The organism is Deltaproteobacteria bacterium, assembly GCA_016210005.1.
Lineage (GTDB): Bacteria > Desulfobacterota > Binatia > HRBIN30 > JACQVA1 > JACQVA1.
This window is the reverse complement of the sequence record JACQVA010000058.1, coordinates 1-23,396: the sequence shown is the minus strand read 5'-3', so window position 1 is coordinate 23,396 and position 23,396 is coordinate 1. Positions and strand designations below refer to the sequence as shown.

Here is a 23,396-nt window from a genome sequence, read left to right as displayed (position 1 = left end):
CGCTTCTTCAGCTGCTTCTCCCGCACGATTGCGGTCTCTGCGCAGCCGTGCGCTTCGTAGTAGACCAGCTTGTCAACGCCGTACTTGGCCGAAAAACCCTCCACTACCTTGCTCTCATGCTGCCACACCCGCGTTGCCAGCTGTGAGGTCACCACAATGTCGGACCCGTTGGCACGTCCTTGAAGGGGAATGACGGCCAGAACACCGAACCACGTTACCCACAAATTTGTCGCGCACCCCCCGGGCGACAGCTGGAGAGCCGGCCTGACATCTGGCTCTGCTGGCGATCCGGGACGTGATCCAGCCGTACGGCTCCGGGGGCCGACAAGACCATGCGCGGCGCCGTTCAACGAGGCCGCGCCGCCTGAGTGGGGGAAAGAAGAGCGCGCCCTGGCTGACTTGAACAGCCGACCTTCTGATTCGTAGTCAGACGCTCTATCCAGCTGAGCTAAGGGCGCGTACCGGATGGCTGAATCGATCTTGCAGTAACATGCGCCGGCTGAGTGCGCAAGCCGGTCTTTCGGGCCGACGTTCCATGCCGTGCGCCGGTCGCGATTGACTCGGGCGCTCAGGCAATCTACGCAAACGTGGTGCAACGCATCGCCGTTTTCGCCGCCTTGCGCTGGGAGTGTCAGCCTGTACTGAAGCACCTTCGTCGCGTCAGTCGTGGCCGCCTGGGGACTTTCCCTACCTGGCGTGCGGGCACGGCTGAGCGCGAGCTGTGGGTGATCAAGACCGGAATCGGGATCGAACGGGCCGCGGCGGCGGCACAAGCAACGGCGGCGGCGGCAGCGTTCGATCTCTTCTTGTCAACCGGCTGCGCCGGCGCGCTGTCGCCCGCGCTGCGCCCGGGCGACGTGGTCATCGCTACTTCCGTGATTGGCGACCGTGGGCAATTCGCCGCCGATGGCGAGGCCGGCGCCGCCGCCCGACAGGCGGCCGAGCGCGCCGCGCTGCGCCCCATTCTTGCGCCCGTGCTGTGCAGCCCGTATGCACTCGCCACCGTTGCAGCCAAGCAGGCAGCGGCGCACAGCGGCGCGGTGGCGGTCGAGATGGAAGGCGCGGCCATCGCCGCTGCTGCGGCTGCCGCCGGCATCGCCTTCGTCTCCGTGCGTGCGATCCTCGACGCCGCCGACTCCGACGTCGACTCGGCCGCCGCCTTCATCGCCCCCGACACCGGCGCGGTCAGACCGCTAGCCTTGGCTGCCTACCTGACGCGCCATCCGAGCGCGCTGGTCAGGCTGCTCGCGATGCAACGGATGATGCAGGCTGCCCAACGCAGCCTCGATCGCTTCTTCGCCTCGTTCTTTGCCGCATCATGATCGGCTTCAGGCCACCAACGCGGCCGGCGGAGCCCGCAGCGCGGCACAGATACGCGCCACCGCGACGCCGTCGTAGCTAAAGCGCTCGGCGTGCAACGCCTCCGCCACCTCGGCGGCGTACCGGCCCGAATGGAAATACGCGGTCAGCGGCGCCGACAGCGGAAAGACCTGATAACCGGGCATCCACTCTACCAGGCCCCCGAACCCGTCGCGCACGCAGCGCCCCGCCAACGCCACCGAGGCGTCGCCCAGCGCCAGCGGCCGCAGGTCGCGCTGCAAGGCCTCGAAGCGGCCCTGCTCGCCGCCATCGAGGAACAGGAACATCCGCGAGTGCAGAAAGATCACGGCATCATGGAAGAACTTGGGGACGTTGGCGACGCCGTCCTTATGCAGGTCGTTGGCCATCCGCACCAGGACGCGAAAAGCCCGCCGCAGTACCCCCAAGCCGGGATGACGCTGCAGTGGCAACGGCGGCCGGTCGGGCACGAATGCCGCCGTCGGGTCCTCCTCGCGCACCCAGTGGACAACGGCGAGTTCCATCGGCCGCTCCATCTGGTAGCCGGCGCGCGCAAAGAAGCTCGGCCGCACCACCGCCTCGCCGACGCAAGCATCGAGCAGTACGCAGCGCTGGCCGATCTTCTCACCCCACACGACGATGTGCGGCAGCGCCCGGCCGCCGCTCTCGATGTCCACGTCCAGGCCGCCAAAGCCTCGTTCGGCCAAAGCGGCCAATACCCCCGCCTCGTCGAGCAGGGCGCGAATCGCCGGCGCGTCGAAGTGTCCGAGCACCTTGTCCATCACTGCACAGCGCCGCTCAGTAGCCAGCGGAAATAGTTGAAGTGGATGCGCCAACTGCTTTCGCCGTACCCGCCCGCGGTCACTACCACCATCGCGATGCCCCGGCCCCACAGCTGGTTGGTGACGAGCTGGTCGCGCACCAGCATGCCCGCCTCGCTGACTGCGAAATCGCCGAGTTCATCCTCGATGAAAGGATCGCTACCGGCGATGTAGACGGCGAAATCAGGCTGGAACTCGCGCACGATTTCCGGCAGGTGTGCCTGCAGCGCCTCGAGGTAGGCGGCGTCCGAGGTCCGCTCCGGCAGCTCAACGTCGCGGTTGTAGCGCTTGGCGATCCAGCACCAGTTGCCGGCGTGTAACGAGAACGTGAACACCTCCTCGTCGCGCGAGAAGATCTCGGCGTTGCCGTTGCCGTGGTGGTAGTCGAGATCGACAATCAACACGCGCCGCACCTGGTGACTGCGCTGCAACAGCCGAATGGCAATCGCCACGTCGGCAATGGCGCAAAACCCCTCCGCCTTGTCCACTTGCGCGTGATGGAAGCCGCCACCGAGATTGACGCCGATCCCGCGTTGCGTGGCGGCCCAGCGGGCAGCGGCGACGGTGCCGCCGGCGGCAAACAAGAACGGGTGTAGCAGGCGCTCGTCCCACGGGTGCGCGGGATCGAGAAACAGCAGGCGCGCCAGCACCTGCGGCCGCCGGATCTCGGCGAGGTAGTCGGCGGTGTGAACCAGCCGCAGTTCATCTTCGGCCACCGCGGCCGGCGCAACGAAGTCCGCCGGCAGTGCCACCCCGGCGGCTACCAGTGCATCGCGAATGCGCCGCGGCTTGCTCGTATCGAAGGTGTGGCGGACACCGGCCTCCAACACGTCGTAGACGTACTCGTCGCGATAGAACAGCCGCGTGTATGGGCGGGTGTCGTTGACCACGCTTTCACGGGGAACAACGACTGTGCCAGCGCGCCGCCCGCCCCAGCGCGCCGGCCGGCGCCGCCTGCCTTCCCAGCGGCGGGAATGCCGCGAGCGCTTTTCTTGCCGGCGCGCCTAAAGCGCCCACGGCGCGTGGGAACTGGATGCCGGGCTAGCTTAAACGCCGCCGCTCGCGGTTCTGCATTGTTGCGCCGGCAGTGCTGGTATATAAGCGGCGCGCGGAATCGAACCATGGCCGGAGGCAAGGAAAACCTACGGGCGGCGCGGCCGCCACGGCGCCCGAGTGGGCGGAGTTGGGGGCTGATGTTGTTGGAGGACGTCGCCACGATCATTGCCCACGCCCACGACGTACGCGCCTCATTGCGGGAGATCGTCGAGTTGCTGGCCGAGCGCCTGGATATGGAGGTGTGTTCACTCTACGTTTACGACGTTGCGCGCAAGCTCTTGGTGCTGGCAGCTACCAAGGGGCTCGACCCGCAGTCGGTCGGCAAGGTCAGCATGCGGGTTGACGAAGGCCTCACCGGCTACGCCGTCGAGAAGCTGGAGCCGGTGATGGCGGTCGATGCCCTGGCCCATCCGCGTTACAAGTATTTCCCCGAGACCGGTGAGGAGCGTTATCATTCCTTTCTCGGCGTTCCGGTGGTCGACAAGCGCGAGCCGCTGGGGGTGCTGGTGGTACAGACCTCGCGGCGGCGTCGCTTCACCCGCGATCAGATCCGCTTGCTCAAGGCGATCAGCGCGCCGATCGGCGGCTTGCTGGTGCGCGCGCAGCTGCAAGAGAGCCTGCGCAGCAAGGAAGAGGAGCGGCGCTCGGCGCATGACCGCATGCTCGAGGTGACCCAGCGCTTGCAAGCCTATGAGCGCGAGCACGGGCGCCCGCGGCCAGCGGCCGCGGCGGCGCTCGGGCGGCTACCGGGGTTGGGCGCCTCGCCGGGTTTCGGCATCGGCCGCGCCCATTTGCTCAAGCCGCAGGTGAGTTTCGCGGGCGTGCAACGCCAGCGCCGCGGCTCGGCCAAACGCGAGCTGGCGCGCTGGCAGAGCGCCGTCGAGCGCTCGGTGGAAGAGATCGGCCGGCTGGCGCATCGCGTGCGCGCTACGCTGCCTGAGATCGATGCGGCAATGTTCGAAGCCCAGCGCCTTATGCTCGGTGATCCGAACTTCGTCGGACGGGTGGAGGCGCTCATCCGCGGCGAGGCCAGCGCCGAACATGCCCTCGAACAGGTGCTCGGGCAGATGATCGCAGAGTTCGAGCGCATCGCCGACCCCTACATGCGCGACCGGCTCTTCGACCTAAAAGACGTCGGCCAGCGCTTGCTGCGCAACCTCCTCGGGGTCAGCGAGCGCACCACCCCGTCAGCCGCCGCCGCCTTCGTGCTGGTGGCGCGCGAGTTGACGCTGTCGGATCTGCCGATGATGGAGCAGCAGGGCTTACGCGGCATCGTGCTGGCCACCGGCGGCGTCACCTCGCATGCCTCGATCTTGGCCAAGTCGCTAGAAATCCCGACCGTGGTGGGCGTGGAGCACCTCGAAGACGCGGTCCACGAGGGTGACCAGCTGATCGTCGATGGCAATGCCGGCATTGTCTACATCAGTCCGGCGCCGGACGTCTTGCGCGAGTACGAACGCCTGGGCCGGGAATACCGCGCCTTCAACCGCGAGCTGGAGACGCTGCGCGAGCTGCCGGCGGAAACCCGCGACGGGCATCGCGTTAGCCTGACCGCTAACGTCGGGCTACTCGGCGACCTGGTGCTCGCCATGCATCACGGCGCCGAGGGTGTCGGGCTCTACCGCACCGAGTTCCCCTTCATGTCGCACCGGGATTTCCTCACCGAGGACGAACAGCTCGATCTCTATCGCATGATGCTCCAGCGGCTGGAGGGGCGGCCGATCGCGATTCGTACGCTCGATATGGGTGCGGACAAGTACCCCTCGTACCTGCGCCTGCCGCGCGAGGAGAACCCGTTTCTGGGTTGGCGTTCGATCCGCATATCACTCGAGATGCCCGAGCTGTTTTCGGCCCAGCTGCGGGCGATCTTGCGGGCCAGCGCCTACGGCGACGTGCGCATCTTGTTTCCGATGATTTCGGGGTTGGAGGAAATCCGCCGGATCAAGGAGCTGCTGGCGCAGGCGCAAGAGGATCTTCACCGCGAGGGCCACGCCTTCAACGCCGAGCTGCCGCTGGGCATCATGATCGAAGTGCCGTCGGCGGTGCGCTTGGCGCCGGAGCTCAGCCAGGAAGTCGATTTCTTCAGCATCGGCACCAATGACTTGATCCAGTACCTGCTGGCGGTCGATCGCAACAACCCGCGGGTTGCGCCACTCTACGAGCCGTTGCATCCGGCGGTCTTGCGCGCCATCGCCGACACCGTCGTGGCGGCCAGGGCGGCGGGCAAGCGGGTAACGATCTGCGGCGAGATGGCGGCCGATCCGGCCTGCAGCCTGATCCTGATGGGGATGGGGCTCGATGGCCTCAGCATGGGCCCGTTCTTCATCCCGGTGATCAAACGCCTGATTCGTTCGGTGGAACTGACCCGCGCCCGCCAACTGGCCGCCGAGCTGCTCCGCCTGGAGACGGTCAAAGAGATCAAAGGCTGCCTGTTCGAGGGAATGCGGGCCCTGGGCGTGATCGACTTCATGGACATGTATCACTGAGTCACCGGCACGAGACCCCGCCGCCAGCCTGCTGCATCTGGACAAAGCGCGGCGGTTCGTCATAGAGAGACGGGTGGCGCCCGCGGCGGCGCCCGGGAAGGAGATGCGTGGTGCAATACGGGCGGAGAGGGCTCTGGGGGCTGTGGCTCGGTCTGCTCTGGTTCGCCAGTGGTACAGCCCTGGCGGCCGAGCCCAAAGCAGCGGAGGTGAGCAAGCGCCTGGCGGCGCTCGCGGAGGCGCAGCATTCGCTGGCAGCCGAGGTCGGTTCGCTGCGTGAGCAGCTGCGCCAGATGGACACGCATGTCGGTGAGCTGCGCGAAGAGATCCGCCAAACGCGCGAGGCGGCGCAAAGCGAGCGCGAGCAGCTCAACGAGCAGCTCAAGGGTATGCGAGAGGAAGTGCGCGGGCTGTACGTGGAGAGCAGCGGGCTCAAGGGCGACATCGCCCAGCTCAGCAAGGACATTCAGAGCGTCAGCGGCAGCTTCGAGAACTTCCGCTTCAGCTCGGGGGCGTTGATCGCGGTGCTGATCGTGTTGCAGGTCGTCGTGGTGGCGCTGACGTTGCGCCGGGGCTGAGAATGACGGCGGCAAGGAGGTTGATTGTGCACTGCCAGTGGCGCAAGCTGGCGGCCGTCTTGGTGCTGGCCGTGGCCGGCCTGGCGCGAGCGCAGGATGTGAGCCCGGAAGAGACCGTCACCCGCTACCTGACGGCACTCAAGGCGGGCAAGTTCACCGAGGCGTATCCGTACGTGTCGAAAGCCATGGCCCAAGACAAGGGCCGCGATGAGTGGGCGAAGGAGCAACAGTGGATGATGCAGGCCGCGGAAGCCAAGATCTTCGAGTTCACCGTCTATCCCGGCAAGATCGCGGGCGATAAAGCGCTGGTGCCCAACCTGCTCAGCTCCCAGGACAAGTTCCTCAACCAACTGGGAGTCGAGGAACAGGAACTCTATACGCTGATCCGGGAGGACGGGCGCTGGAAGATCAATCAGCAGCAAATCGTCGAGAAAGCCGATATTCCCAAGTGGTTCCCCCAGCAATCAAAGCCGGGAACGCCTTGACACTTCGGGGCGGGAGTCGATAAGGGCGGCCCGCACCGGGCGCGGGCCGACACCGCACCCGGGCCGGCTGCCAGCCGCAGTTTTTTGTTTGAGGAGGGTTCATGCGCTGTCGTTGGCCTGTGCAGGTGCTGCTCGCCATGGCCGCCGCCGCCGGGGCGGGTTGTCATGCCGCAGTTGAAGACGTGCCGCTTGCCGAGCACAAGATCTCCATGGCGGACAAATTCTACGACGTGGAGGCACTGACTACCGAGCGCGCCATCGTGGTGGGTTATGGCGGCAAGATCCTGGCCACCGAAAACGGCGGGCGCTCGTGGACGATCCTCCCCAGCGGCACCGACCGCGGGCTGTACTCCGTGCAGTTCGTCGATGAAGACACCGGCTGGATTTCCGGCCAGGACGGCTTGATGCTCCATACCACCGACGGCGGCAAAAGCTGGCAGCGCCAGGATACCGGAACACTGGTGTACCTCTTCGGCCTGTCCTTCCTCGATCGCCAGCGCGGCTTCGCCGTCGGCGATCGCGCCACCATGCTGGAAACCAGCGACGGCGGCCAGAACTGGGCGATTCGCAAACTCACACAGACTGGGCTGACGGCAGAGCAGGAGATCACCGCGCAGGACCCGGTGCTCTACGACGTCCAGTTCATCGATGCCCAATACGGCTGGTTGGTCGGCGAGTTCGGCAAGATCTACCACTCCCGCGACGGTGGAGCGACCTTCACCGAGCAGCAGGAGAGCTTACTGGGACACGGCGTTTTCGACGTGCTCGACATCCCGACCTTCTTTGCCGTTCATTTCATCAACCGCCGGGAGGGGTATGTCGCCGGCCTCGACGGCAAGATTGCCCGCACGGTTGACGGCGGCGCCACCTGGCGCTTCGAGCCGATGCAGCTGGAGTTCCCCATCGTCGATCCGCTCTTTCGTGCCTATCCGGTGGGTGACGGCAGCGTCTGGGCGGTCGGCGCGGCCGGTGAAGTGGTGCGGCGCCTGGCGGGGGCCAGCGAATGGCAGCGTGCCCAACTCGGCATGGAAGTCGCCACTTGGCTGCGCGGGGTCGACTTCGTCACGCCCGACAACGGCTGGATCGTCGGCGGCTACGGCCTGATCTTGCATACTCAGGACGGCGGCCAGACCTGGCTGCCCGCACTCGGCTAAGACGATGCGTACCGCCAAAGTGTCGGCACCGTAAGGGGGAGTTCATGGCGATCAACTACGAAGTTCCAGAGGATAAACGCCTACTGTACTGGCTAGGCGACAAGCTGATCGACTACCGGCACCCCGTGTCCATCATCGTCGTGCTGGTCACCGCGCTGTTCGCCTACTGGAGCTTTCAGCTCAGCCTGGTGACCAGCTTCGGCGAGCTGCTGCCGCAAACTCACCCGTATGTGAAGATCCACAACCGCTTCTCGGGCACCTTCGGCGGCGCCAACAACATCATGGTGATGTTGCAGGTCAAGGACGGCAACATCTTCAACCCGAAGACGCTCAACAAGATCTGGGAGATGACCGAAGGCCTCGACAAGGTGTACGGCGTCAACCACAACCAGATCGACTCCATTGCCCACCGCACCGTGCGCTACCTCAAGGTGGCGGCCGGCGGCACCATGCGCGCCCAGCCGGTCATGCTCGAGAAGGTCAAGAGCGACGAGGAGTCGGCCAGCATTCGGCGCGTCGTCCACAACGCCGAGAACATCTACGGCTTGCTGGTCTCGATCGACGACAAGGCCGCGCTCATCCGCGCCAACTTCATCGAAGGCCGGCTCGACTACAAGCGCATCTTCAAGGAAGTCAACGCCAACGTCGTCGAGCCGTTCGTCGACGACAACACCGAGGTCTTCGTCGCCGGTGAGCCGCGGCTCTACGGCTGGGTCTACCATTACGCCGGCGACGTGTTCTTCATTCTGGTGATCACCTACTGCATCGAGTGGGTGCTGCGCTGGATGTACTTCCACGACTGGCGCGGAGCGCTGCGGCCGACGATCACCGGCCTGATCGCCGCCTTCTGGGGCCTCGGCTTCATCCAAGTGATCGGCCTGGCGCTCGATCCGCTCATGCTGGTGATGCCGTTCCTGATCACCGCCCGGGCCGTCAGCCACGCCATCCAGATGCACGACCGCTACTACGAGGAATTCGAGAAGTGCGGTTGGAACAAGCGGCGCGCGATTGTGGCGGCATTCGCCGAGCTCTTTGTGCCGACCTTCTCGGGCATCTCCACCGACGCCTTCGGCGTCCTGGTGATTTTGCTAGTGCCGGTGATCATGCTGCAGAAGCTGGCGATTACCGCCTCGTGGTGGATCCTGGCGATCACCATCTCCGAGATGCTGCTCAATCCCATCGTCTACTTCTACCTCAAGGCGCCCGAGCCCGAGCTGGTCGTGCTGCGCGAACGCGGCGGCTTTCGCCGCGCCATCGAGCGCTTCGTCAACGCGCTGCTGACCAGGCGCGGGCGCTGGGTGACGATGACCGGCTGGATCGGCGCCGGGCTGGTGGCGATCTACTTCCTCCGCGGGCTAACCATCGGTGATCCGACCTCGGCGTCGCCGCTGCTGTGGATCGAGTCGGAGTACAACGTCTCGCACAAGGCAATTCAAGACAAGTTCGGCGGTGTCGAGCCCCTCATCGTCGTTGCCGAAGGGCTCGACCGCGACGCCATGAAGGATCCGCACACGCTGCGCACCATGGAGAAGTTCCAGCGCCGGCTCGAACGCGACCCTGGCGTCGGTTACAGCTTCTCGCTCGCCGACATCATTCGGGCGGTCAACATGGTGTTCCACGAGCTCGAGCCGAAATGGGGCGTCATCCCCAACAACTGGGTCGACGTCGGTGGCCTCTTCTTCATCTACTTCTCGGGTTCGCCACCCACCGAGACCGCCAAGTACGTCGATCCCAGTTACACCACCGCCCACGTCACCTTCTTCTGCAAGGACCACAAGGGCGACAACATCCGCCGCATCATCCAACGCAGCAAGGACTTCATCTACGCCACACAAATGCGCGACCTCGGCATCGAGGTGGCGCAAGAGGGCGAGGAAGTCGTGATCAAGAAGGTATTCCCCGATCCGGCGTGGGAGAAGGCGGGGCCGTCGTGGATCGTCTCTGAGAGCGCCGCTCAGAAGGGCGAAGGACCATTTCGCAGCGGCGACCGCATCGTCAAGATCGGCCGCTCGCCGGTCGGCAACCTGGAGAGCTTCCGCGCCGCGCTGGTCAAGGAGACCGCCAGCATCAGCCTGGTGGACGTTCACCTGCGCCGGGGCGGCAGCCTGACCGAGACCACCGTGGCGGTGCCGTGGAAGGCGGTCTTCAAGTTGGCCGGTGGCCTCATCGGCGTGCTGGCGGCGGCCAACGAAGAGCTGGTGCGCAACGATGCACTGATGAACCTCCTCGGCTTCTGCACCATGTGGACGATCATGCTGTTCACCTACCGCTCCTTCGCCGCCGGTTTCTACCTGCTGGCGCCGCTGTTCTTGTCGAACATCATGGTCAACGCTTACATGGCGGTGAACAACATCGGCGTCAACATTCACACTCTGCCGCTGGTCACCGTCGGCCTGGGCTTCGGCATCGACTACGGCCTCTACATCGTCAGCCGCACGATTGAGGAAATCCGCGTCCGCGGCGATCTCGAGGAGTCGGTGCGCCAGGCTTTGGTGACCTCGGGCAAGGCGGTTACCTTCACCGCAGTGACCATGATCATCAGCACCGCGTTCTGGATCTCCTCCAACATCCGCTTCAACGCCGAGATGGGCCTGCTGCTGGCGATCTGGATGGGGATCAGTTACGTCGGCTCGCAGACGATGATGCCGGTGCTGATCGTGCTCCTGAAGCCGCGCTTCATTATGAAGGAAGCCAAGCACGCGGTGGCCAAGACCCATCTACACCAGCAGACAGCGTAAGAGGGAGAATCATGGAACTCGGCATGTGGAGTTCGGTGGCGATCGTGCTCGGCTTCAGTTTCCTGGTGATCTTCCTGGACGAGTATGTCTTGAAGCCGTGGCGACAGCACAAGTGGGAGCGCCAGGCCGCCTCCGGCGACGAACACTCCAAGGAGCTGCTGCGGCTGGCGAAGTCGGCCAAGGTCGTCGACGAATGAGCGCCGCGCCGAAATTATTGGCTTTCTTGGTTGAATGAGCGCGCTGCGGCTGTTGCGCGTGGCCGCCATCGCCGGCGGCTTGCCGATGCTGTTCAACCTCTCGCGGCTAGTGGCGGCAGCGCGCGGCGATGAACCGGTGCCGGGTATTGCCTGGGCACTGGCTGTGGTCTCCTTGCTCTTCTCGGTGCGCGCGGTGGTGACGGAATACAGCCGTGGCCCCGAGGCCAACCTCCAAAAGGATCTCCTTTGGGGCCTGGCGCTCGGTGGTTGGCTGACGATCGTTGCACAGCTGTGGTGATGGTGGGCTGGGAGGTGCCGGTTCTGCGCTTAATTGACTGCCTGGGAAGCTTCGCCTACCATCGCTCGCGGGAATCGAGTTGACGCTCAGTGGCCGCGATGATCGAGGTCGAGCACCTTAGCAAACACTTCGGCGCCACGCGTGCGGTGAATGACGTCTCGTTCCACGTTGCTCGCGGCGAGATCATCGGCCTGCTGGGGCCCAATGGCTCAGGCAAGACTACCATCATGCGTATTCTCACTGGCTTCTTTCCACCCAGCGCCGGCGCGGCTCAGGTGGCCGGGCTGGACGTGACGGCGCAAGCACTCGAGCTGCGCCAGCAGATCGGCTATCTGCCCGAGAGCACCGCGCTTTACCCCGACATGCGGGTGGAGGCGTTCCTGCGGTTTTGCGCCGAGGTCCGCCGCCTTGGACGCCATGGGCGCGCGCGCGTGGCCGCGGTGATGCGCGACTGCGGGCTGACGGAGGTTGCCGGCCGCCTGATCGGCTAGCTCTCGAAGGGCTACCGCCAACGAGTCGGGCTAGCGCAGGCTTTGCTCCACGAGCCGGCGGTGCTGATTCTCGATGAGCCCACCGTCGGCTTGGACCCGCGCCAGATCATCGAGATCCGCTCGCTCATCGGCGGCCTGCGCGGCCGCACCACGGTGCTGCTCAGCACCCACATCCTGCCCGAGGTCAGCACCACCTGCGATCGCGTGGTCATACTCGATCGCGGACACGTGGTGGCGCAGGACACGGCGGCCAACTTGTCGCGCCGCGTGGCCGGCAGCGAACGGACGTTGGTCAAGGTGGAAGGACCGCCGGCGCAAGTGTGCGCCGCGTTGCGGGCGCTTCCGGGGGTCGAGTCGGTCGAACTCACCAATCAAGACGGCGGCGCAGCCAGCCTGGTCATTCACTCCGGCGGCCAGGGCGACCGCGTGCGCAAGGCTCTGGCCGCAGCGATCGTGGGACAAGGCTGGGGCCTACTCGAAGTCCGCCCGCTGCCGCTGACGCTGGAAGATCTGTTCGTGCGCTTGGTCACCAGCGAGGACGAGCCGGGCGGCGAAGGGACGGCGGGCACGTTGTGAGCTTCCTGGCCCTGTTTCGCAAGGAGCTGCGTTCGTATTTTACCTCGCCGCTGTTCTACGTAATGGCGGCGGTGTTCTTTTGTCTGTGCGGCTTCTTCTTTTACACCTGGCTGATCTATTTCGTCGAGTACGGCTTCGGCCTCAACATCCTCGGCAACTTCTGGCTCGCCTTCTTGGCCGGGGCGCCCTACTCGATGTCGATGGTGCTGCTGCTGGTGATGCCGCTATTGACCATGCGGCTGTTCGCCGAAGAGAAGAAGCTCGGCACCATCGAGCTGCTGCTCACCTATCCGTTGCGCGACCGCACCATCCTCGGGGCCAAGTACAGTGCTTGCGCCGCGGTTCTGCTGGTGTTGCTGATCGGCACCCTGGGCTATCCGGCCTACCTCTTGGCGCTGCAGCCGTTGCCCTGGGCGCCGCTTCTCAGCGGCTACTTGGGCCTGTTGTTTCTCGGCTTGAGCTTCATCGCCTGCGGCTTGTTCATCTCGGCCCTGACCGAAAACCAGGTGGTCGCCGCCATTGCCACCCTCGGCATTCTGCTGATGTTCTGGGCGTTGACCTGGAACGAAGCCGCCAGCAGCCCACCCGTGCTGCGGGTGCTGGCGCAGTTGTCGATGTTCGATCACTTCGAGACCTTTGTGCGCGGGGTGATCGATCTTCGCGACGTGCTCTATTTCGTCTGTTTCATCGCCTTCTTCAACTTCCTGACCCTGCGCGTGCTCGAGTCGCGCACCTGGCGCGGCTGAGGCGCCGGTGCCCAAGCGGAATCACGGCGGCAGGGGCGGTATCGGCATGAAAGGGGCCTGGCGTCACTGGTTGCTACTGGCCGTCGGCACGGTGGGTCTGGCGGGGGCAATGGCGATGGCGGTGGCGATCAGCACCCGCCACCCGCTGCGGCTCGACTTGACGCCGGACAAGGCCTACACCCTGGCCGAGCATTCGCTCCAGGTCCTGCATAACCTCCAGCACGACGTCAGCCTCACCGCTTTCCTGCGCTCGCAGGACACCCGCAACCGCGAGATCGAGGACCTGCTCTGGCGTGTGCGCTCGGTGTCAGCGCGCGTGTCTTATCGGGTGGTGGATATAAATCGCAATCCTCTGGCGGCCCGACAGTTTGGGGTCAACGCCGACGGCGCCTTGGTGGTCGAGAGCGGGGGCCGGCGCAAGGCGTTTACCAACCCCAGTGAACCGCTGCTAATCGGCGCGATCTTGCAGGTGACCCGTTCGGAGAAGAAGCGCGTCTATGCCGTCACCGGCCACGGCGAACGCAGCATTACCGACAACGACCGCCGGCGCGGCATGAGCAGTGCCCGGGCGGCGCTGATGAACGAATTCTACGAAGTCGAGCAGATCAGCTTGTTGACCGGCGCCGGTGTACCCGGCGATGCCGCGGTGCTGGTCATCGCCGGGCCGCGCACCGATCTGTTGGCGGCGGAGTTGCTCGCCATCGGCGACTACCTCGAACGCGGCGGTGGGGTGCTGGTGTTGCTCGACCCCGAACAGGCGCCCGGCCTGGCGGCGTTGCTGCGCACCTATCACATCGCTGCCGGCGAGGGCGTGGTGGCTGACACCGAGAGCCGCCTGTTTGCCGGCGACGTACTCACCATGGCAATCCCCGGCCTGTCGCCGCGCCAGCCGGTGAGCGCGGCGCTCAAAGCTCCCCCGCTGTTCGCTCAGGCCCGGCCGGTGGAATTTCTTGCCGATCCCGACAGCCGCTTCATCGGCGCCATCGTGCTCGAGACCAGCCCCGCCAGTTGGCGCAGCGCCGACCGCGAAGCGCTGCGCAGTGGAACAACCGCCTTCAGCCCCGGGCGCGACCAGCGCGGTCCGGTCCCCGTGGCCGTCAGTGTCGTGTTGCCGGCGGTGCCAGGGGTCGCGCCCGGCCGCCTGCTGGTGATCGGTGATTCGGACTTCGCCAACAACTTTTTCATCGAGTACCTCGGCAACAAGGACCTCTTGGTCAACGCCGTGAACTGGCTGGCGCACGAAGAACAACTTGTGGGCGTGCGCCCACAGCAACAGCTGCCCGGCGTCAATCAGATGTTCGTGAGCGCGCGCCAAGGAAGCCTGGCGCTGTGGCTCGGTACGCTGGTACAGCCGGCGCTGTTTCTGGCGCTTGGGCTGGTTGTCTTTTTGCGGCGGAGGTTCACCGGATGACGGCGTGGCGCGCCTGGGCCTACATGCTGCTGTTCGCCGTGCTGGCCGCCTACTATCTAGCGACCGAGCCGCGCTCGCAGGAGCCGGTGCCGCAGGCGCCGGCCGCACGCCAGGCGTTCTTGGCGCTGGCCAAAGACGACGTGCGGGCGGTGACGATCGAGCACGGCTCGGTGACGGTGGAGTGCGTGCGTGAGGGCGCGCGCTGGCGGGTGCAGCGGCCGGCCGGCTCGCGGATTCCGTCAGACCTGATTGCTGCCTTGCTGGATCAGCTAACCGAGGTGCCCGAGGTCGAGGTCGTCGACGAAAGCGGTCAGGGTGCCGCCGCTTTCGGTCTCGAGCCGCCGCAGGCGCGCGTGATTCTAACCGGCAGTGACGGCCGCAGGGTGGCGGTGGCGCTGGGAGAGCGTAACCCGGCGCAGACCGCGGTCTACGGCCGCGTCGAAGGCGCCGCCCGCATCGTGCTGCTCGGGCTCAACGTCATCTACTACCAAGAACTGATCGCCCAGGGAGCGGGCCCGGGCTGATTCGCGCACAGGCGTATCCGGTGCTCGGGCGAAGGCCGAACCGCGGCCGTAGCTATGGTTCACGCGGACGCGGCCGAAGGCTAGGGAACGTCGCTCGACCACTGCGGGCCGGCCGGCGCGCCGCCGAAACGCAGCGCGCCGGTGCTCGGACCGCCGGCGGCTCCCGATGCGTCGGTGACAGTCGCGCCGCTGCCTTCATCGAAATGGTACAGCGCCACGGTATTGGCGTCGGTCACGAACGGTGGGGCCGGCGCAGTGAACGCGGCGGTGTACCGGATGACGTTCGTCACGCGCACCTCGTCGATCCAACCGCTGTACGACGGGTACGCCGCACCGGCATCGTGCTTCTCGGCGCCAATCACGAGGTAGGGATCCGAGTTCGGCCACGAGGTCGAGCGTCCATCCCGGTAGCCGATGCCCCCGGTAGGCCCGCTCCCGTCGCCATCGAGGCGACCGTCGACCCAGATACGCACGTTACCGGAGGTGGTATTGCGCGTCACCGCGACGTGATGCCAAGAGCCGTCTGTAACCACGGTCGCCCCCCGAATGCCGGTCCCGTTGCCCAAGCGATTGACTCCGAAGGCAACGCGGCCGGCGCACAACGCGACCCCGAAATCGCCGATGTCGCCGCTACCGTAGACGTCACGATCGAACATGACGTTGCCGGTGATCCAGTTGTCGTCGCCCTCACCGCAGTCGCCGCCGTTCTCTACCAGCAGCGCTTTCATCAACCACTCAAGCGTGAAGTTCCCATCCACGTCGATCGGCCGTGCCGGGGCTTCGAGCTTGATCTTGACGCGATCGATGTCGTTCGCGCCGTTACCGTAGAAGCGCAACGAGAAGCCCAGGCCAGTCGTGGGCGTGGACACGGGCGGCGTCGCTGTCCGAGTCGGTGTCAGCGTGTTCGTACGCGTGCGGGTGGCGGTCGGCCGCCTCGTGTTGGTCGCTGTCGGTGTCGCCGTCGGAGGCAGCGTCAGGGTGGGGGTGGGCGTGCGCGTTCGCGTGGCTCGGCGCGTCGCGGTGGCGGTGACGGTCGGGGTGCGCGTACTCGACGGGCGGCGGGTGGCCGTCCGCGTCCGGGTCGCGGTAGGGCGCCGCGTGTGGGTGCGTGTCGGCGTTATGGTGGGCGTTCTCGTACTGGTGGGCCGGCGCGTTCGCGTCGGCGTTGGCGTGTTCGAGGGCGTGAAGCTGGCCAGGGATGTTTCGGCCTCGCTTGCGATCCTCACAGTCGCGACGTCACTACCGAGCGCACGGCCGCCGTCCACTACGGTGACCGCGATCAGCAACAGTACCAGTGCTGTGGAGAGGCTCCTGATCACGTCACAAGTCTAACTGGCAGCAAGCACCAAGGGAACGAGAAAGATGCGATCCGGCACCTTGCATGGTGCAGCGCAAAGCGTGCACCAGCCAAATCCTGGCGCCGCCTCTCACCCTGGTGACGTTTCGGACGGCGACGATCCGGTCAAAACCGCGGTCACATTCAACTCATGAGCGGCGCGAAAGTTCAATGGTCAGATCGTTATCCGCCGGCGGGCGGTCACTAAACGAATTGACGTACGCGGCAAGCGCGGCGTCCCCTAACTCCTCGGCGGTGTAAGCGAACTGCTCGTCCCCGTCCGCCACCGACGGCCACCAGTCGCGCAATTTGTGGGCGGCGGCATCCGCCTGCGAGCGCGGGTAATCGAACGGTGCTGCCATCAGCGCAGAACGGATGGCGCTGACGAAGGCGTCGGCGGTGTAGTCCCGTGAGAAACCCTGGAGATCCGGCTGTGACGGGATCGAATCCAGCCGGCGGCTGCGAACCTCCATCACGCCATTGCGCAGGGTCATGATGCGATAGGCGTGCGGATATCCGGCCACCGAGGCGGTCACGATGTTATAGAGCCCGGCCTCCTCCTTCACGTCCTGGATGTGCAAATGGCCCGTCAGCGTGATGCGCACGCCGTGCTTGCGCAGAATTGCCTTGAGCTCGGGGGCGTTTTCGACGTGAAACCAAGAGAAGGTCGGGTTCACCGCTTCAGCGGGGACATGTTCGATGATGCTGTGATGCAGCATCACAATCGTTTCGCGGGCCGGATCACGTTGCGTCGAGAGATCCGTGTCGAGCCAGGCCAGCACTTCGGGCGCGATGTAGCCACAATCATCGTCCAGTTTAGCGGAGCAGAGGCCGATCAGGTGCACATCGGGCGTCGGGTTGCAGCTGTAGGCCGTCCGCTGGGGGTTCTTGAATCCGAAGTCGCCATAGAGGCGGGGCAGCTCGCGGGTCGGCACGCCGGTCACGTCGGGGTCGAGATAAGCCGGCGGGCGTAGCTTCGCCGGGCGCGGTTGATCGTGGTTGCCCGAGACACAGAAGACCGGCTTGCGAAATCGGCTGAACAGCTGGCGCGCCTGGTCGTGGTTGTACGGCTCCGAGTCCTTGGTGAGGTCTCCGGCCACCAGCACGAAGTCAACCTCGGGCAGCGCGTTGATCTCCGCGATCGCCGTCTCCAGCAGCTCGACGCTGCGGTCATACATCGTGGGCTCGCCAGGGATCTGCGGCGCCATGAAGCCGGTATCGGGGTTGGGCACGCTGACGTGAGGGTCGGAAATGAGCGCGAAGGTGGACACGGGCGGAATCCTTACGGCAGCGCCGAGGCGCGGTCAAACCGAGACGCCAGCACGCCAGTCTTGGCAGCGTCAGCTCAACGCCTTCTGAAACGCCGGGCGGGCGGTGAGGCGGGCGAGGTACGCCGTCAGGTTTCGATAGTCATCGCTGAGCAGGCCGAACCACTTGGCGCACTGCACGGTGTAGCCCACCATGATGTCGGCGGCGGAGAAGTCGGGGCCGAGCAGATACTGCCTTCCGGCCAGTGCCTTTTCGAGCACGTCCAAGGCGGCCACCGCCCACGTGCGGTAATCGGCCATCGCCGCCGGTATGCTGTCCGCGTCTTGCCGGAACATGTGCCACGCAATGTTGCCGAGCGGCGGAAACGCGGTGGCTTCGGAAAAGTGCACCCATTGCAAGAAGGCGGCACGCTGCGGCGTGCCCGGCGCCGGCGCCAAGCGGCCCTGGCCATAGCGCTCGATCACGTATTCGAGAATGGCCCCCGACTCGAACATCGTCACCTCGCCGTCTTCGAGCGTCGGGAACTTTCCAGCTGGCGTCGCTTGACTGAACGGCTTGGCCGGCGGCAGCGGTGCCACGAACGGTACCGTCACCAGTTCGTACGGCAACCCCAACTCTTCGAGCAGCCAGTAGATGCGCACCGAGCGGGTGCGCGGGCCGTGATACAGCTTGATCATCAGAACCTCCTCGTCTTCCTACCGCTGCTTCTTCCCCTCGTACTGCGCCGGGATGAGCTGCGCGACAACCGGTGCGCCTGGCGGTGTGGATGCGAGCGAAGCCGGCGAGATCGCGCTACGCCGCGCGCCTCTCGTTCTGGATCATGATCGTCGGATGCGGATTGGGCTTCGGCACAGGCAGGCCGGTTTCTCGCAGCATCGAAACATGTTCCTCGATGCCCCACCTCGCCTTGTACAAGCAATCCTCCACCGAGTGGCCGACTCCCGTGAACCCTTCCAGGTCCGGTGAGTAGAAGCCAAAGAAGCTGGGGTCCTCGGTCGCTTCGATCACCAACGAGTACTTCAAGTCAATCATCTCCGCCCTCCTGGCGTGGCTTCAGTTCGGCGGCCTTCAGTATCGCATTGCAGGTCCCGCTCGGCACTTCCTTCGCGCCGTGGTAATCGACACGGATCAGCCTCCGCACACCGTGCTTACCGTAATAGCGGATTGATCCCTTCTCCCGCACGAGACTGAAGCCGTTCTGCTCGAGCAGCCTTACCAACTCGCTGAACTTCATCCGGCCTCACCCATCCCGGCTTGAAGCATAATGGAGCCCGGGGCCGTTTGGTAGCGACGGGCCGTTTCTGAATAGCCCCAAAAACCCCAGCACAAATCCGCGCCACGATGATGACCCTACCGCTTCTTCCCCTCGTACTGCGCCAGAATCCTGCGCGCCACCACCATCTTGTGGACTTCGTCCGGCCCATCGTAGATGCGGGCGAAGCGGGCGTGGCGGTAGAACATGGCCAGGGGATGGTCTTCGGTGACGCCGGCGGCGCCGTAGACCTGGATGGCCTTATCAACAACGCTGTGCAGCACCTTGGCACCGAAGAACTTGATCAGCGAAATCTCCTCGCGCGCGCCGCTGGCGCCGGCGGTGTCGATCTTCCACGCCGCGTGCAACGTCATCAGCCGCGCCGCTTGGATGTCGGCGCGCGCCTCGGCGATCCAATCCTGGATGTTGGCCTTGCGTGACAGCGTGCTGCCGAACATCTCGCGCTGGGTGGCGTACTGACACATGAGCTCGAAGGCGCGCTGCGCCACGCCCAGCCAGCGCATGCAATGGTGGATGCGGCCGGGTCCAAGCCGTTCCTGCGCAATCACGAAGCCGGTGCCTTCACCGCCGAGGCGGTTGGTGATCGGCACGCGGCAGTCCTCGTACCAGATCTCGGCGTGATGGTTGTCGTAGTCGCCCATCACCGGCACACCGCGCGCGATCTTGAACCCGGGCGTATCGGTGGGCACGATGATCTGGCTGAAGCGCAGGTAGGGGTTCTCCTGCTCCGGGTTGGTCATCGCCATCACGATCGCGAACGACGCCCCGTGCCCGCCGCTGGTGAACCACTTGTGACCATTGATGACGTAGTGGTCACCTTCGCGCTTGGCGGTGGTGCGCAGCAAGCGCGGATCGGAACCGGCGACCTCGGGCTCGGTCATCGAGAAGCAGCTGCGGATGTCGCCGTTGACCAGCGGCTTGAGCCAGCGCTGCTTCTGCTCCTCGCTGCCGAACTTCCACAGGATCTCGGCGTTGCCCGAGTCCGGCGCTTGCGAGCCGAAGCACAACGGTGCGATCGGGCTGCGGCCGAGGATTTCGTTGACGAAGACGTAGTACATGAACGGCAGGCCGGCCCCGCCGGCTTCCTTGGGCAGATGGAAGGCCCAATACCCCGCCGCCTTGGCCTTGGCCTGGATGGCCTTGACCCAGGGCGGATATGCCGGCCCGCCCACTTCCATGACCCAGCTGTGATGCTGGCGCTCGAGCGGGTAGACGTGCTCGTCCATGAACGCGCGCACGTTGTCGCACAGCTGCTCGATCTCAGGCGGCAGCGAGAAATCCATCGTCTCCTCCTTGTGGCGTGCTCGGCAATCGCTTCGACGACAATAACCGGTAAGCTCCGCGCGGTTTCGTCCCGGTCAGCGCAACTTCTTCAGCGCCTCGTCCATTCCATCCAAGAGCGAGGCCGGGTTCTTTTCGTCATAGAAGTACTTGAAGCGATCGCGTGCCAGCGCGATCGCGGGCTCGAGCTTGCCTTCGGGCGAGAGGAAGAACGTGCGCGGGATGTACTGGCCGTCGCCGGCGTACTGCTGGCCCAGCTCTTTGTTCTCATCGCTGTTGAGACGAATCATCACAAATTGATTTGACTTGGCGACCACCTTGGGGTCGTGGAACACGCCGCTGTAATTGTTACAGTGCGGGCACCAGTCGGTGTAGAAGACGAGGCAAATGGGCTTCTTGGTCTTCTTCGCCAACTGCAAGCCCTCGGCGTAGGGCTGCCACTGGACTTGCCCGTCATTCCAGTCGCCACCGGCCCAGGCCGGCGTGAGCGCCAGCAACGCCAACACGACGGCGGCAATTCCCGCACGCAGTACTTGTCCGATCGCAGCCATTCGCTTCGTCCTCCAGGCGGGCCTCTTGTTATCAAGCGGCGCGGCCACGGACAATGCCGTCTCGGTTCCTTGGCGTCGGCTCAGCCCGGCAGCGGAAAGCGGACGGCGCTCAGCTTGCGCGTGGCGACGACAAACTGCAGCGCGCCGATGCGGCCGTCGCGATCGAGATCGCAGCGCATCACCAGGCGCGGCGGTTCACCCGGGCGCCCGCCGCTGAACTCACCCACCATTGCCGGCAGGCCATTGATCATGCGCAGCTCGAAGCGGGCGCCGTGCAGCCGGCGCTGGCCGAGTTTGACGTTGAAGCGGGCCACTCGCGCGGGGCCAATGATCGGAATCTTGCCGGTGAAGTACTCGCCCGCCCCGTCGCTGACACAGCGCACCGACTGCGCCAGCAGCGCCTCGACCGCGGCGACGTCGCCGTTCGCCACCGCCGCCATGAACTGCACCAGCACCTGCCGGGTTTGCTCTTGCAGCGCACGGGTGGGCACTTGCCGCTCCCGGTCGTAGTCGCGCAAGACCCGCCGGGCACGATGATGGGTGGTCTTCACGCAGGGCTCGGAGATGGCCAGTGCGGCCGCGGTCTCACGCACGCTGTAGTCGAAGACGTCGCGCAGCAACAGCACTGCCCGTTGCTGCGGCGTCAGTGCCTCCAGCGCGAGCAGGAAGGCGAAAGATACGCTTTCGAGCAGATCGTAGCGGCCTTCGGTGGTCATGGTGCCGTCAAGCGGGAGCTCGAAGGCGGGCGGCTCATCCTCGGCGGTTTCGATCGGCGCGGGCAGCCACGGCCCGACATACGCCTGCCGGCGGCGCCGCCGCAGCAGATCACGGCCGAGGTTCATCGCCACCTGCACCAGCCAGCCGCGCCAGGACTCTTGCGGCCCGAGCGGCGGGCGCTCGATCGCCCGCACGAAGGTCTCTTGCACCAGGTCATCGGCATCGGCGGCGCTGCCCGTCAGCCGGTAGCAGAGGCCCCAGAGGAAGCGCTCGTGGGCGCGAAACGCGCCGTCAAATGCCGGTGCAATCACCGCGTCCCTGCCCTGCCCGTCTCACCGCCGGACCACAGCGTAAGCGGAAGTGAAGCCGGCACCTTGATTTCCATCCGCTGACCTGAAACTCGCCTGCTGTCGTTTGGGCATCTCTGGCAGTCCCTGACAAGATTCACGACTGAAGGCTCCACGTCGCGGACGCGCGCGCATCGCTTTCCCGTAGCACACGCCGGCGTCAGGCAGCCAGAGCACCTGCACCAGCGGCGCCCGCTATCGCTAACTGCGCGGCTCGCTTGGCGCTGGCCAAGCTGCCGTCGGCTAGCCAGCCCTGTGACCCCACCCAATCGCCGGCGACGTAGAGATTGCGAATTTCCGGAACTTCCACACCCGGGCGGCCACCGATCCCGCCCATCTCCGCGGTTGCCAGCGCCGAGCACGCCACCATGTTGGGGAGAAAGCGTCGCTCCACCACCTCGGAGCGCCAGCCTGGCTGTACGAGATCCAGCAGCTGCTCCAATTCCTGTTCGTCGGATTTCGGATCACTGGGTTCGGAACTAAGGTACTTGGCCGCGTGCATCACCGCGCCGGGCGCCGGTGCCAGCTTCGCGACCGCGGAGTGGATCGAGAAGTACAGCGGCCGATCAATACCGAGGGCGAAACTAGCAGCCGGCCGCGGAACCCGCCGCAGCGCCACGTCCAGGCACGCAGCTTTAACCGGAACCGCCGCCGCGGCCCAGCGGCCGACCGGGCTGTCCGAGAGCAGGCCCGCAGCCTCGCTCGCGCCCAGCGCCACGATCACAGCCGTGGCACGATGGCTGGTACCATCGGCCAAGCGCACGCCTCGCGCAGCGTCGTCGTGCTCGACCGCAACCACCCGGCTGCCGCCACAGATACGCACCCCAGCCGCCTCGGCGATGCGGCGCAGGCCGTCCACCAGTACCTGCCAGCCGCCGTTGGGATACATGACACTGCGCGCAAGCGCGATTTGGACTTGTGCCACGGCCGTGCCGGCGCTCTGGCGCTCGGGTTCGTTGGCGTAGCTGCTCAGTCGTGTCAGTGCTTGCACCACGCTGCGGGTCTGCGGATGCCGGATCGTGCTGTCGAGCCACTGGCGCACGCTTGTCCGCTGAATGGTGTCGGTGTTGATCTTCTGCAGCGAGCCGAGCACCCGGGCGAGCTCGATCTTCCCGCCGACGGGCAACAACCCGGTAGTCAGCAGCGACAGCAGGCCTCCGGGAAGGGTGTGCACTCTGCCCTTGTCCACCGCGTAGCCACCCGAGACACTCGGGCTACCACCATCGAACGGCACCCCCAATTCGCGCAGTATTCGGATGCCGGCTCCGCCACGATAGAGCGCGTGCGGGCCCAAGTTGAGCGAGAACTGGTCCTTGACGTGGGTAGCCGCCCGCCCCCCGAGCGCGTTGGACCTCTCGAACACCGTCACCGCCCTCCCCGCTCGGGCCAGGTAGGCGGCGGCGGTCAACCCGGCCAATCCGCCGCCGACAACAATCACCTCGGTATTCTCCGTCTTTGCCATGCGGTTGACCCTCCTTGCCCATATCACGTTTCGCCGGGTGCAAAGGTTACACCGCTCACCGGGAATGAGCGCTTCTTTCACACGCGGGTGCCAACCGGGAGTGCGCGACAAATTCGTGGGTAACGTGGTTCGGTGTTATGGCCGTCATTCCCGCGAAAGGCCGTCATTCCCGCGAAAGCGGGAATCCAGTTTGGCGTTTGGCGCTATGGACAAGCAGTTCTGCGTTTACATCCTGGCCAGCAAACGGAACGGCACGCTGTACAT

General features: G+C 65.5%; 24 protein-coding genes, 1 tRNA gene and 1 pseudogene. 13 read left to right on the top strand and 13 right to left on the bottom strand.

Features of this window, described 5'->3' with window-relative positions; translation table 11 throughout:
* Both HY699_06305 and HY699_06300 read right to left on the bottom strand, forming a co-directional pair.
* Positions 1 to 200, bottom strand: a 200-nt coding sequence (locus HY699_06305) for a GIY-YIG nuclease family protein (GenBank protein MBI4515411.1), incomplete at its 3' end; no start/stop codon positions are given.
* 184 nt (positions 201 to 384) lie between these two features.
* Positions 385 to 458: transfer RNA gene (locus HY699_06300), tRNA-Arg, on the bottom strand.
* A 129-nt stretch (positions 459 to 587) separates the two neighbouring features.
* On the opposite strand from HY699_06300, the gene HY699_06295 reads away from it, so the two are divergent.
* Positions 588 to 1,322: a hypothetical protein gene (locus HY699_06295; protein ID MBI4515410.1), complete on the top strand. Its 735-nt coding sequence runs from the start codon at positions 588 to 590 to the stop codon at positions 1,320 to 1,322.
* A 6-nt stretch (positions 1,323 to 1,328) separates the two neighbouring features.
* Here HY699_06295 and HY699_06290 read toward each other — a convergent pair whose 3' ends face one another.
* Together HY699_06290 and HY699_06285 are read right to left on the bottom strand one after the other, a co-directional pair.
* Entirely contained in the window at positions 1,329 to 2,120 is a 792-nt protein-coding gene (locus HY699_06290; protein ID MBI4515409.1) for a hypothetical protein, read from the bottom strand.
* Positions 2,120 to 3,049: a histone deacetylase gene (locus HY699_06285; GenBank protein ID MBI4515408.1), complete on the bottom strand. Its 930-nt coding sequence runs from the start codon at positions 3,047 to 3,049 to the stop codon at positions 2,120 to 2,122. The genes HY699_06290 and HY699_06285 overlap by 1 nt, the downstream gene beginning before the upstream one ends.
* Positions 3,050 to 3,280: 231 nt before the next feature.
* Between HY699_06285 and ptsP the strand changes: the two genes are divergently transcribed.
* The 11 genes and pseudogenes from ptsP (at position 3,281) to HY699_06230 (ending at position 14,896) form a co-directional block, all read left to right on the top strand.
* Positions 3,281 to 5,701, top strand: coding sequence for a phosphoenolpyruvate--protein phosphotransferase (gene ptsP, locus HY699_06280; protein MBI4515407.1), 2,421 nt, complete (start codon positions 3,281 to 3,283; stop codon positions 5,699 to 5,701).
* Positions 5,702 to 5,811: 110 nt separating this feature from the next.
* Positions 5,812 to 6,276 (top strand): hypothetical protein, encoded by a 465-nt coding sequence (locus HY699_06275; GenBank protein ID MBI4515406.1) that lies wholly within the window; start codon positions 5,812 to 5,814, stop codon positions 6,274 to 6,276.
* A 26-nt stretch (positions 6,277 to 6,302) separates the two neighbouring features.
* Positions 6,303 to 6,761, top strand: a complete 459-nt coding sequence (locus HY699_06270) for a hypothetical protein (protein ID MBI4515405.1) — start codon at positions 6,303 to 6,305, stop codon at positions 6,759 to 6,761.
* 101 nt (positions 6,762 to 6,862) lie between these two features.
* Positions 6,863 to 7,915 (top strand): hypothetical protein, encoded by a 1,053-nt coding sequence (locus HY699_06265; protein MBI4515404.1) that lies wholly within the window; start codon positions 6,863 to 6,865, stop codon positions 7,913 to 7,915.
* Between the two features lie 44 nt (positions 7,916 to 7,959).
* Entirely contained in the window at positions 7,960 to 10,653 is a 2,694-nt protein-coding gene (locus HY699_06260; protein MBI4515403.1) for an MMPL family transporter, read from the top strand.
* An 11-nt stretch (positions 10,654 to 10,664) separates the two neighbouring features.
* On the top strand, positions 10,665 to 10,850 hold the full coding sequence (locus tag HY699_06255; GenBank protein ID MBI4515402.1) for a hypothetical protein: 186 nt from the start codon (positions 10,665 to 10,667) through the stop codon (positions 10,848 to 10,850).
* Positions 10,851 to 10,884: 34 nt separating this feature from the next.
* Positions 10,885 to 11,148, top strand: a complete 264-nt coding sequence (locus HY699_06250; protein MBI4515401.1) for a hypothetical protein — start codon at positions 10,885 to 10,887, stop codon at positions 11,146 to 11,148.
* Positions 11,149 to 11,246: 98 nt separating this feature from the next.
* Positions 11,247 to 12,215: pseudogene (locus HY699_06245) on the top strand (ABC transporter ATP-binding protein).
* Positions 12,212 to 12,961, top strand: coding sequence for an ABC transporter permease subunit (locus tag HY699_06240; GenBank protein MBI4515400.1), 750 nt, complete (start codon positions 12,212 to 12,214; stop codon positions 12,959 to 12,961). Before HY699_06245 ends, HY699_06240 begins: the two are co-directional and overlap by 4 nt.
* Positions 12,962 to 12,968: 7 nt before the next feature.
* Positions 12,969 to 14,372 (top strand): GldG family protein, encoded by a 1,404-nt coding sequence (locus HY699_06235; protein MBI4515399.1) that lies wholly within the window; start codon positions 12,969 to 12,971, stop codon positions 14,370 to 14,372.
* Positions 14,369 to 14,896: a DUF4340 domain-containing protein gene (locus HY699_06230; protein MBI4515398.1), complete on the top strand. Its 528-nt coding sequence runs from the start codon at positions 14,369 to 14,371 to the stop codon at positions 14,894 to 14,896. Before HY699_06235 ends, HY699_06230 begins: the two co-directional genes overlap by 4 nt.
* Before the next feature lie 80 nt (positions 14,897 to 14,976).
* Here HY699_06230 and HY699_06225 read toward each other — a convergent pair whose 3' ends face one another.
* The gene (locus HY699_06225) at positions 14,977 to 15,795 is read right to left on the bottom strand and encodes a LamG domain-containing protein (protein ID MBI4515397.1); all 819 of its coding nucleotides are present in this window, start codon (positions 15,793 to 15,795) and stop codon (positions 14,977 to 14,979) included.
* Between HY699_06225 and HY699_06220 the strand changes: the two genes are divergently transcribed.
* Positions 15,752 to 16,228: a hypothetical protein gene (locus HY699_06220; GenBank protein MBI4515396.1), complete on the top strand. Its 477-nt coding sequence runs from the start codon at positions 15,752 to 15,754 to the stop codon at positions 16,226 to 16,228. The genes HY699_06225 and HY699_06220 overlap by 44 nt on opposite strands.
* 153 nt (positions 16,229 to 16,381) lie before the next feature.
* On the opposite strand, the gene HY699_06215 is transcribed toward HY699_06220, so the two are convergent.
* From HY699_06215 to HY699_06180, 8 genes are all read right to left on the bottom strand, one after another.
* Positions 16,382 to 17,503 (bottom strand): metallophosphoesterase, encoded by a 1,122-nt coding sequence (locus HY699_06215; protein ID MBI4515395.1) that lies wholly within the window; start codon positions 17,501 to 17,503, stop codon positions 16,382 to 16,384.
* Positions 17,504 to 17,572: 69 nt separating this feature from the next.
* Entirely contained in the window at positions 17,573 to 18,178 is a 606-nt protein-coding gene (locus HY699_06210; protein ID MBI4515394.1) for a glutathione S-transferase family protein, read from the bottom strand.
* Positions 18,179 to 18,293: 115 nt separating this feature from the next.
* On the bottom strand, positions 18,294 to 18,533 hold the full coding sequence (locus HY699_06205; protein MBI4515393.1) for a type II toxin-antitoxin system HicB family antitoxin: 240 nt from the start codon (positions 18,531 to 18,533) through the stop codon (positions 18,294 to 18,296).
* Positions 18,526 to 18,735 (bottom strand): type II toxin-antitoxin system HicA family toxin, encoded by a 210-nt coding sequence (locus tag HY699_06200; protein MBI4515392.1) that lies wholly within the window; start codon positions 18,733 to 18,735, stop codon positions 18,526 to 18,528. The genes HY699_06205 and HY699_06200 overlap by 8 nt, the downstream gene beginning before the upstream one ends.
* 116 nt (positions 18,736 to 18,851) lie before the next feature.
* A complete protein-coding gene (locus HY699_06195; protein ID MBI4515391.1) occupies positions 18,852 to 20,057 on the bottom strand; it encodes an acyl-CoA dehydrogenase family protein in 1,206 nt (401 codons plus the stop codon).
* A gap of 75 nt (positions 20,058 to 20,132) precedes the next feature.
* The gene (locus HY699_06190) at positions 20,133 to 20,606 is read right to left on the bottom strand and encodes a thioredoxin family protein (protein MBI4515390.1); all 474 of its coding nucleotides are present in this window, start codon (positions 20,604 to 20,606) and stop codon (positions 20,133 to 20,135) included.
* Between the two features lie 80 nt (positions 20,607 to 20,686).
* Positions 20,687 to 21,634 (bottom strand): sigma-70 family RNA polymerase sigma factor, encoded by a 948-nt coding sequence (locus tag HY699_06185; GenBank protein MBI4515389.1) that lies wholly within the window; start codon positions 21,632 to 21,634, stop codon positions 20,687 to 20,689.
* A gap of 196 nt (positions 21,635 to 21,830) precedes the next feature.
* On the bottom strand, positions 21,831 to 23,132 hold the full coding sequence (locus tag HY699_06180) for an NAD(P)/FAD-dependent oxidoreductase (protein ID MBI4515388.1): 1,302 nt from the start codon (positions 23,130 to 23,132) through the stop codon (positions 21,831 to 21,833).
* Between the last annotated feature and the right edge of the window lie 264 nt (positions 23,133 to 23,396).

Bases quoted from the DNA above. Each gene is read 5' to 3' on its own strand.
- HY699_06290 (MBI4515409.1), bottom strand. From the start codon at position 2,120: ATGGACAAGGTGCTCGGACACTTCGACGCGCCGGCGATTCGCGCCCTG.
- ptsP (MBI4515407.1), top strand. From the start codon at position 3,281: ATGGCCGGAGGCAAGGAAAACCTACGGGCGGCGCGGCCGCCACGGCGC.
- HY699_06265 (MBI4515404.1), top strand. From the start codon at position 6,863: ATGCGCTGTCGTTGGCCTGTGCAGGTGCTGCTCGCCATGGCCGCCGCC.
- HY699_06260 (MBI4515403.1), top strand. From the start codon at position 7,960: ATGGCGATCAACTACGAAGTTCCAGAGGATAAACGCCTACTGTACTGG.
- HY699_06255 (MBI4515402.1), top strand. From the start codon at position 10,665: ATGGAACTCGGCATGTGGAGTTCGGTGGCGATCGTGCTCGGCTTCAGT.
- HY699_06250 (MBI4515401.1), top strand. From the start codon at position 10,885: ATGAGCGCGCTGCGGCTGTTGCGCGTGGCCGCCATCGCCGGCGGCTTG.
- HY699_06230 (MBI4515398.1), top strand. From the start codon at position 14,369: ATGACGGCGTGGCGCGCCTGGGCCTACATGCTGCTGTTCGCCGTGCTG.
- HY699_06210 (MBI4515394.1), bottom strand. From the start codon at position 18,178: ATGATCAAGCTGTATCACGGCCCGCGCACCCGCTCGGTGCGCATCTAC.
- HY699_06205 (MBI4515393.1), bottom strand. From the start codon at position 18,533: ATGATTGACTTGAAGTACTCGTTGGTGATCGAAGCGACCGAGGACCCC.
- HY699_06200 (MBI4515392.1), bottom strand. From the start codon at position 18,735: ATGAAGTTCAGCGAGTTGGTAAGGCTGCTCGAGCAGAACGGCTTCAGT.
- HY699_06195 (MBI4515391.1), bottom strand. From the start codon at position 20,057: ATGGATTTCTCGCTGCCGCCTGAGATCGAGCAGCTGTGCGACAACGTG.
- HY699_06190 (MBI4515390.1), bottom strand. From the start codon at position 20,606: ATGGCTGCGATCGGACAAGTACTGCGTGCGGGAATTGCCGCCGTCGTG.
- HY699_06180 (MBI4515388.1), bottom strand. From the start codon at position 23,132: ATGGCAAAGACGGAGAATACCGAGGTGATTGTTGTCGGCGGCGGATTG.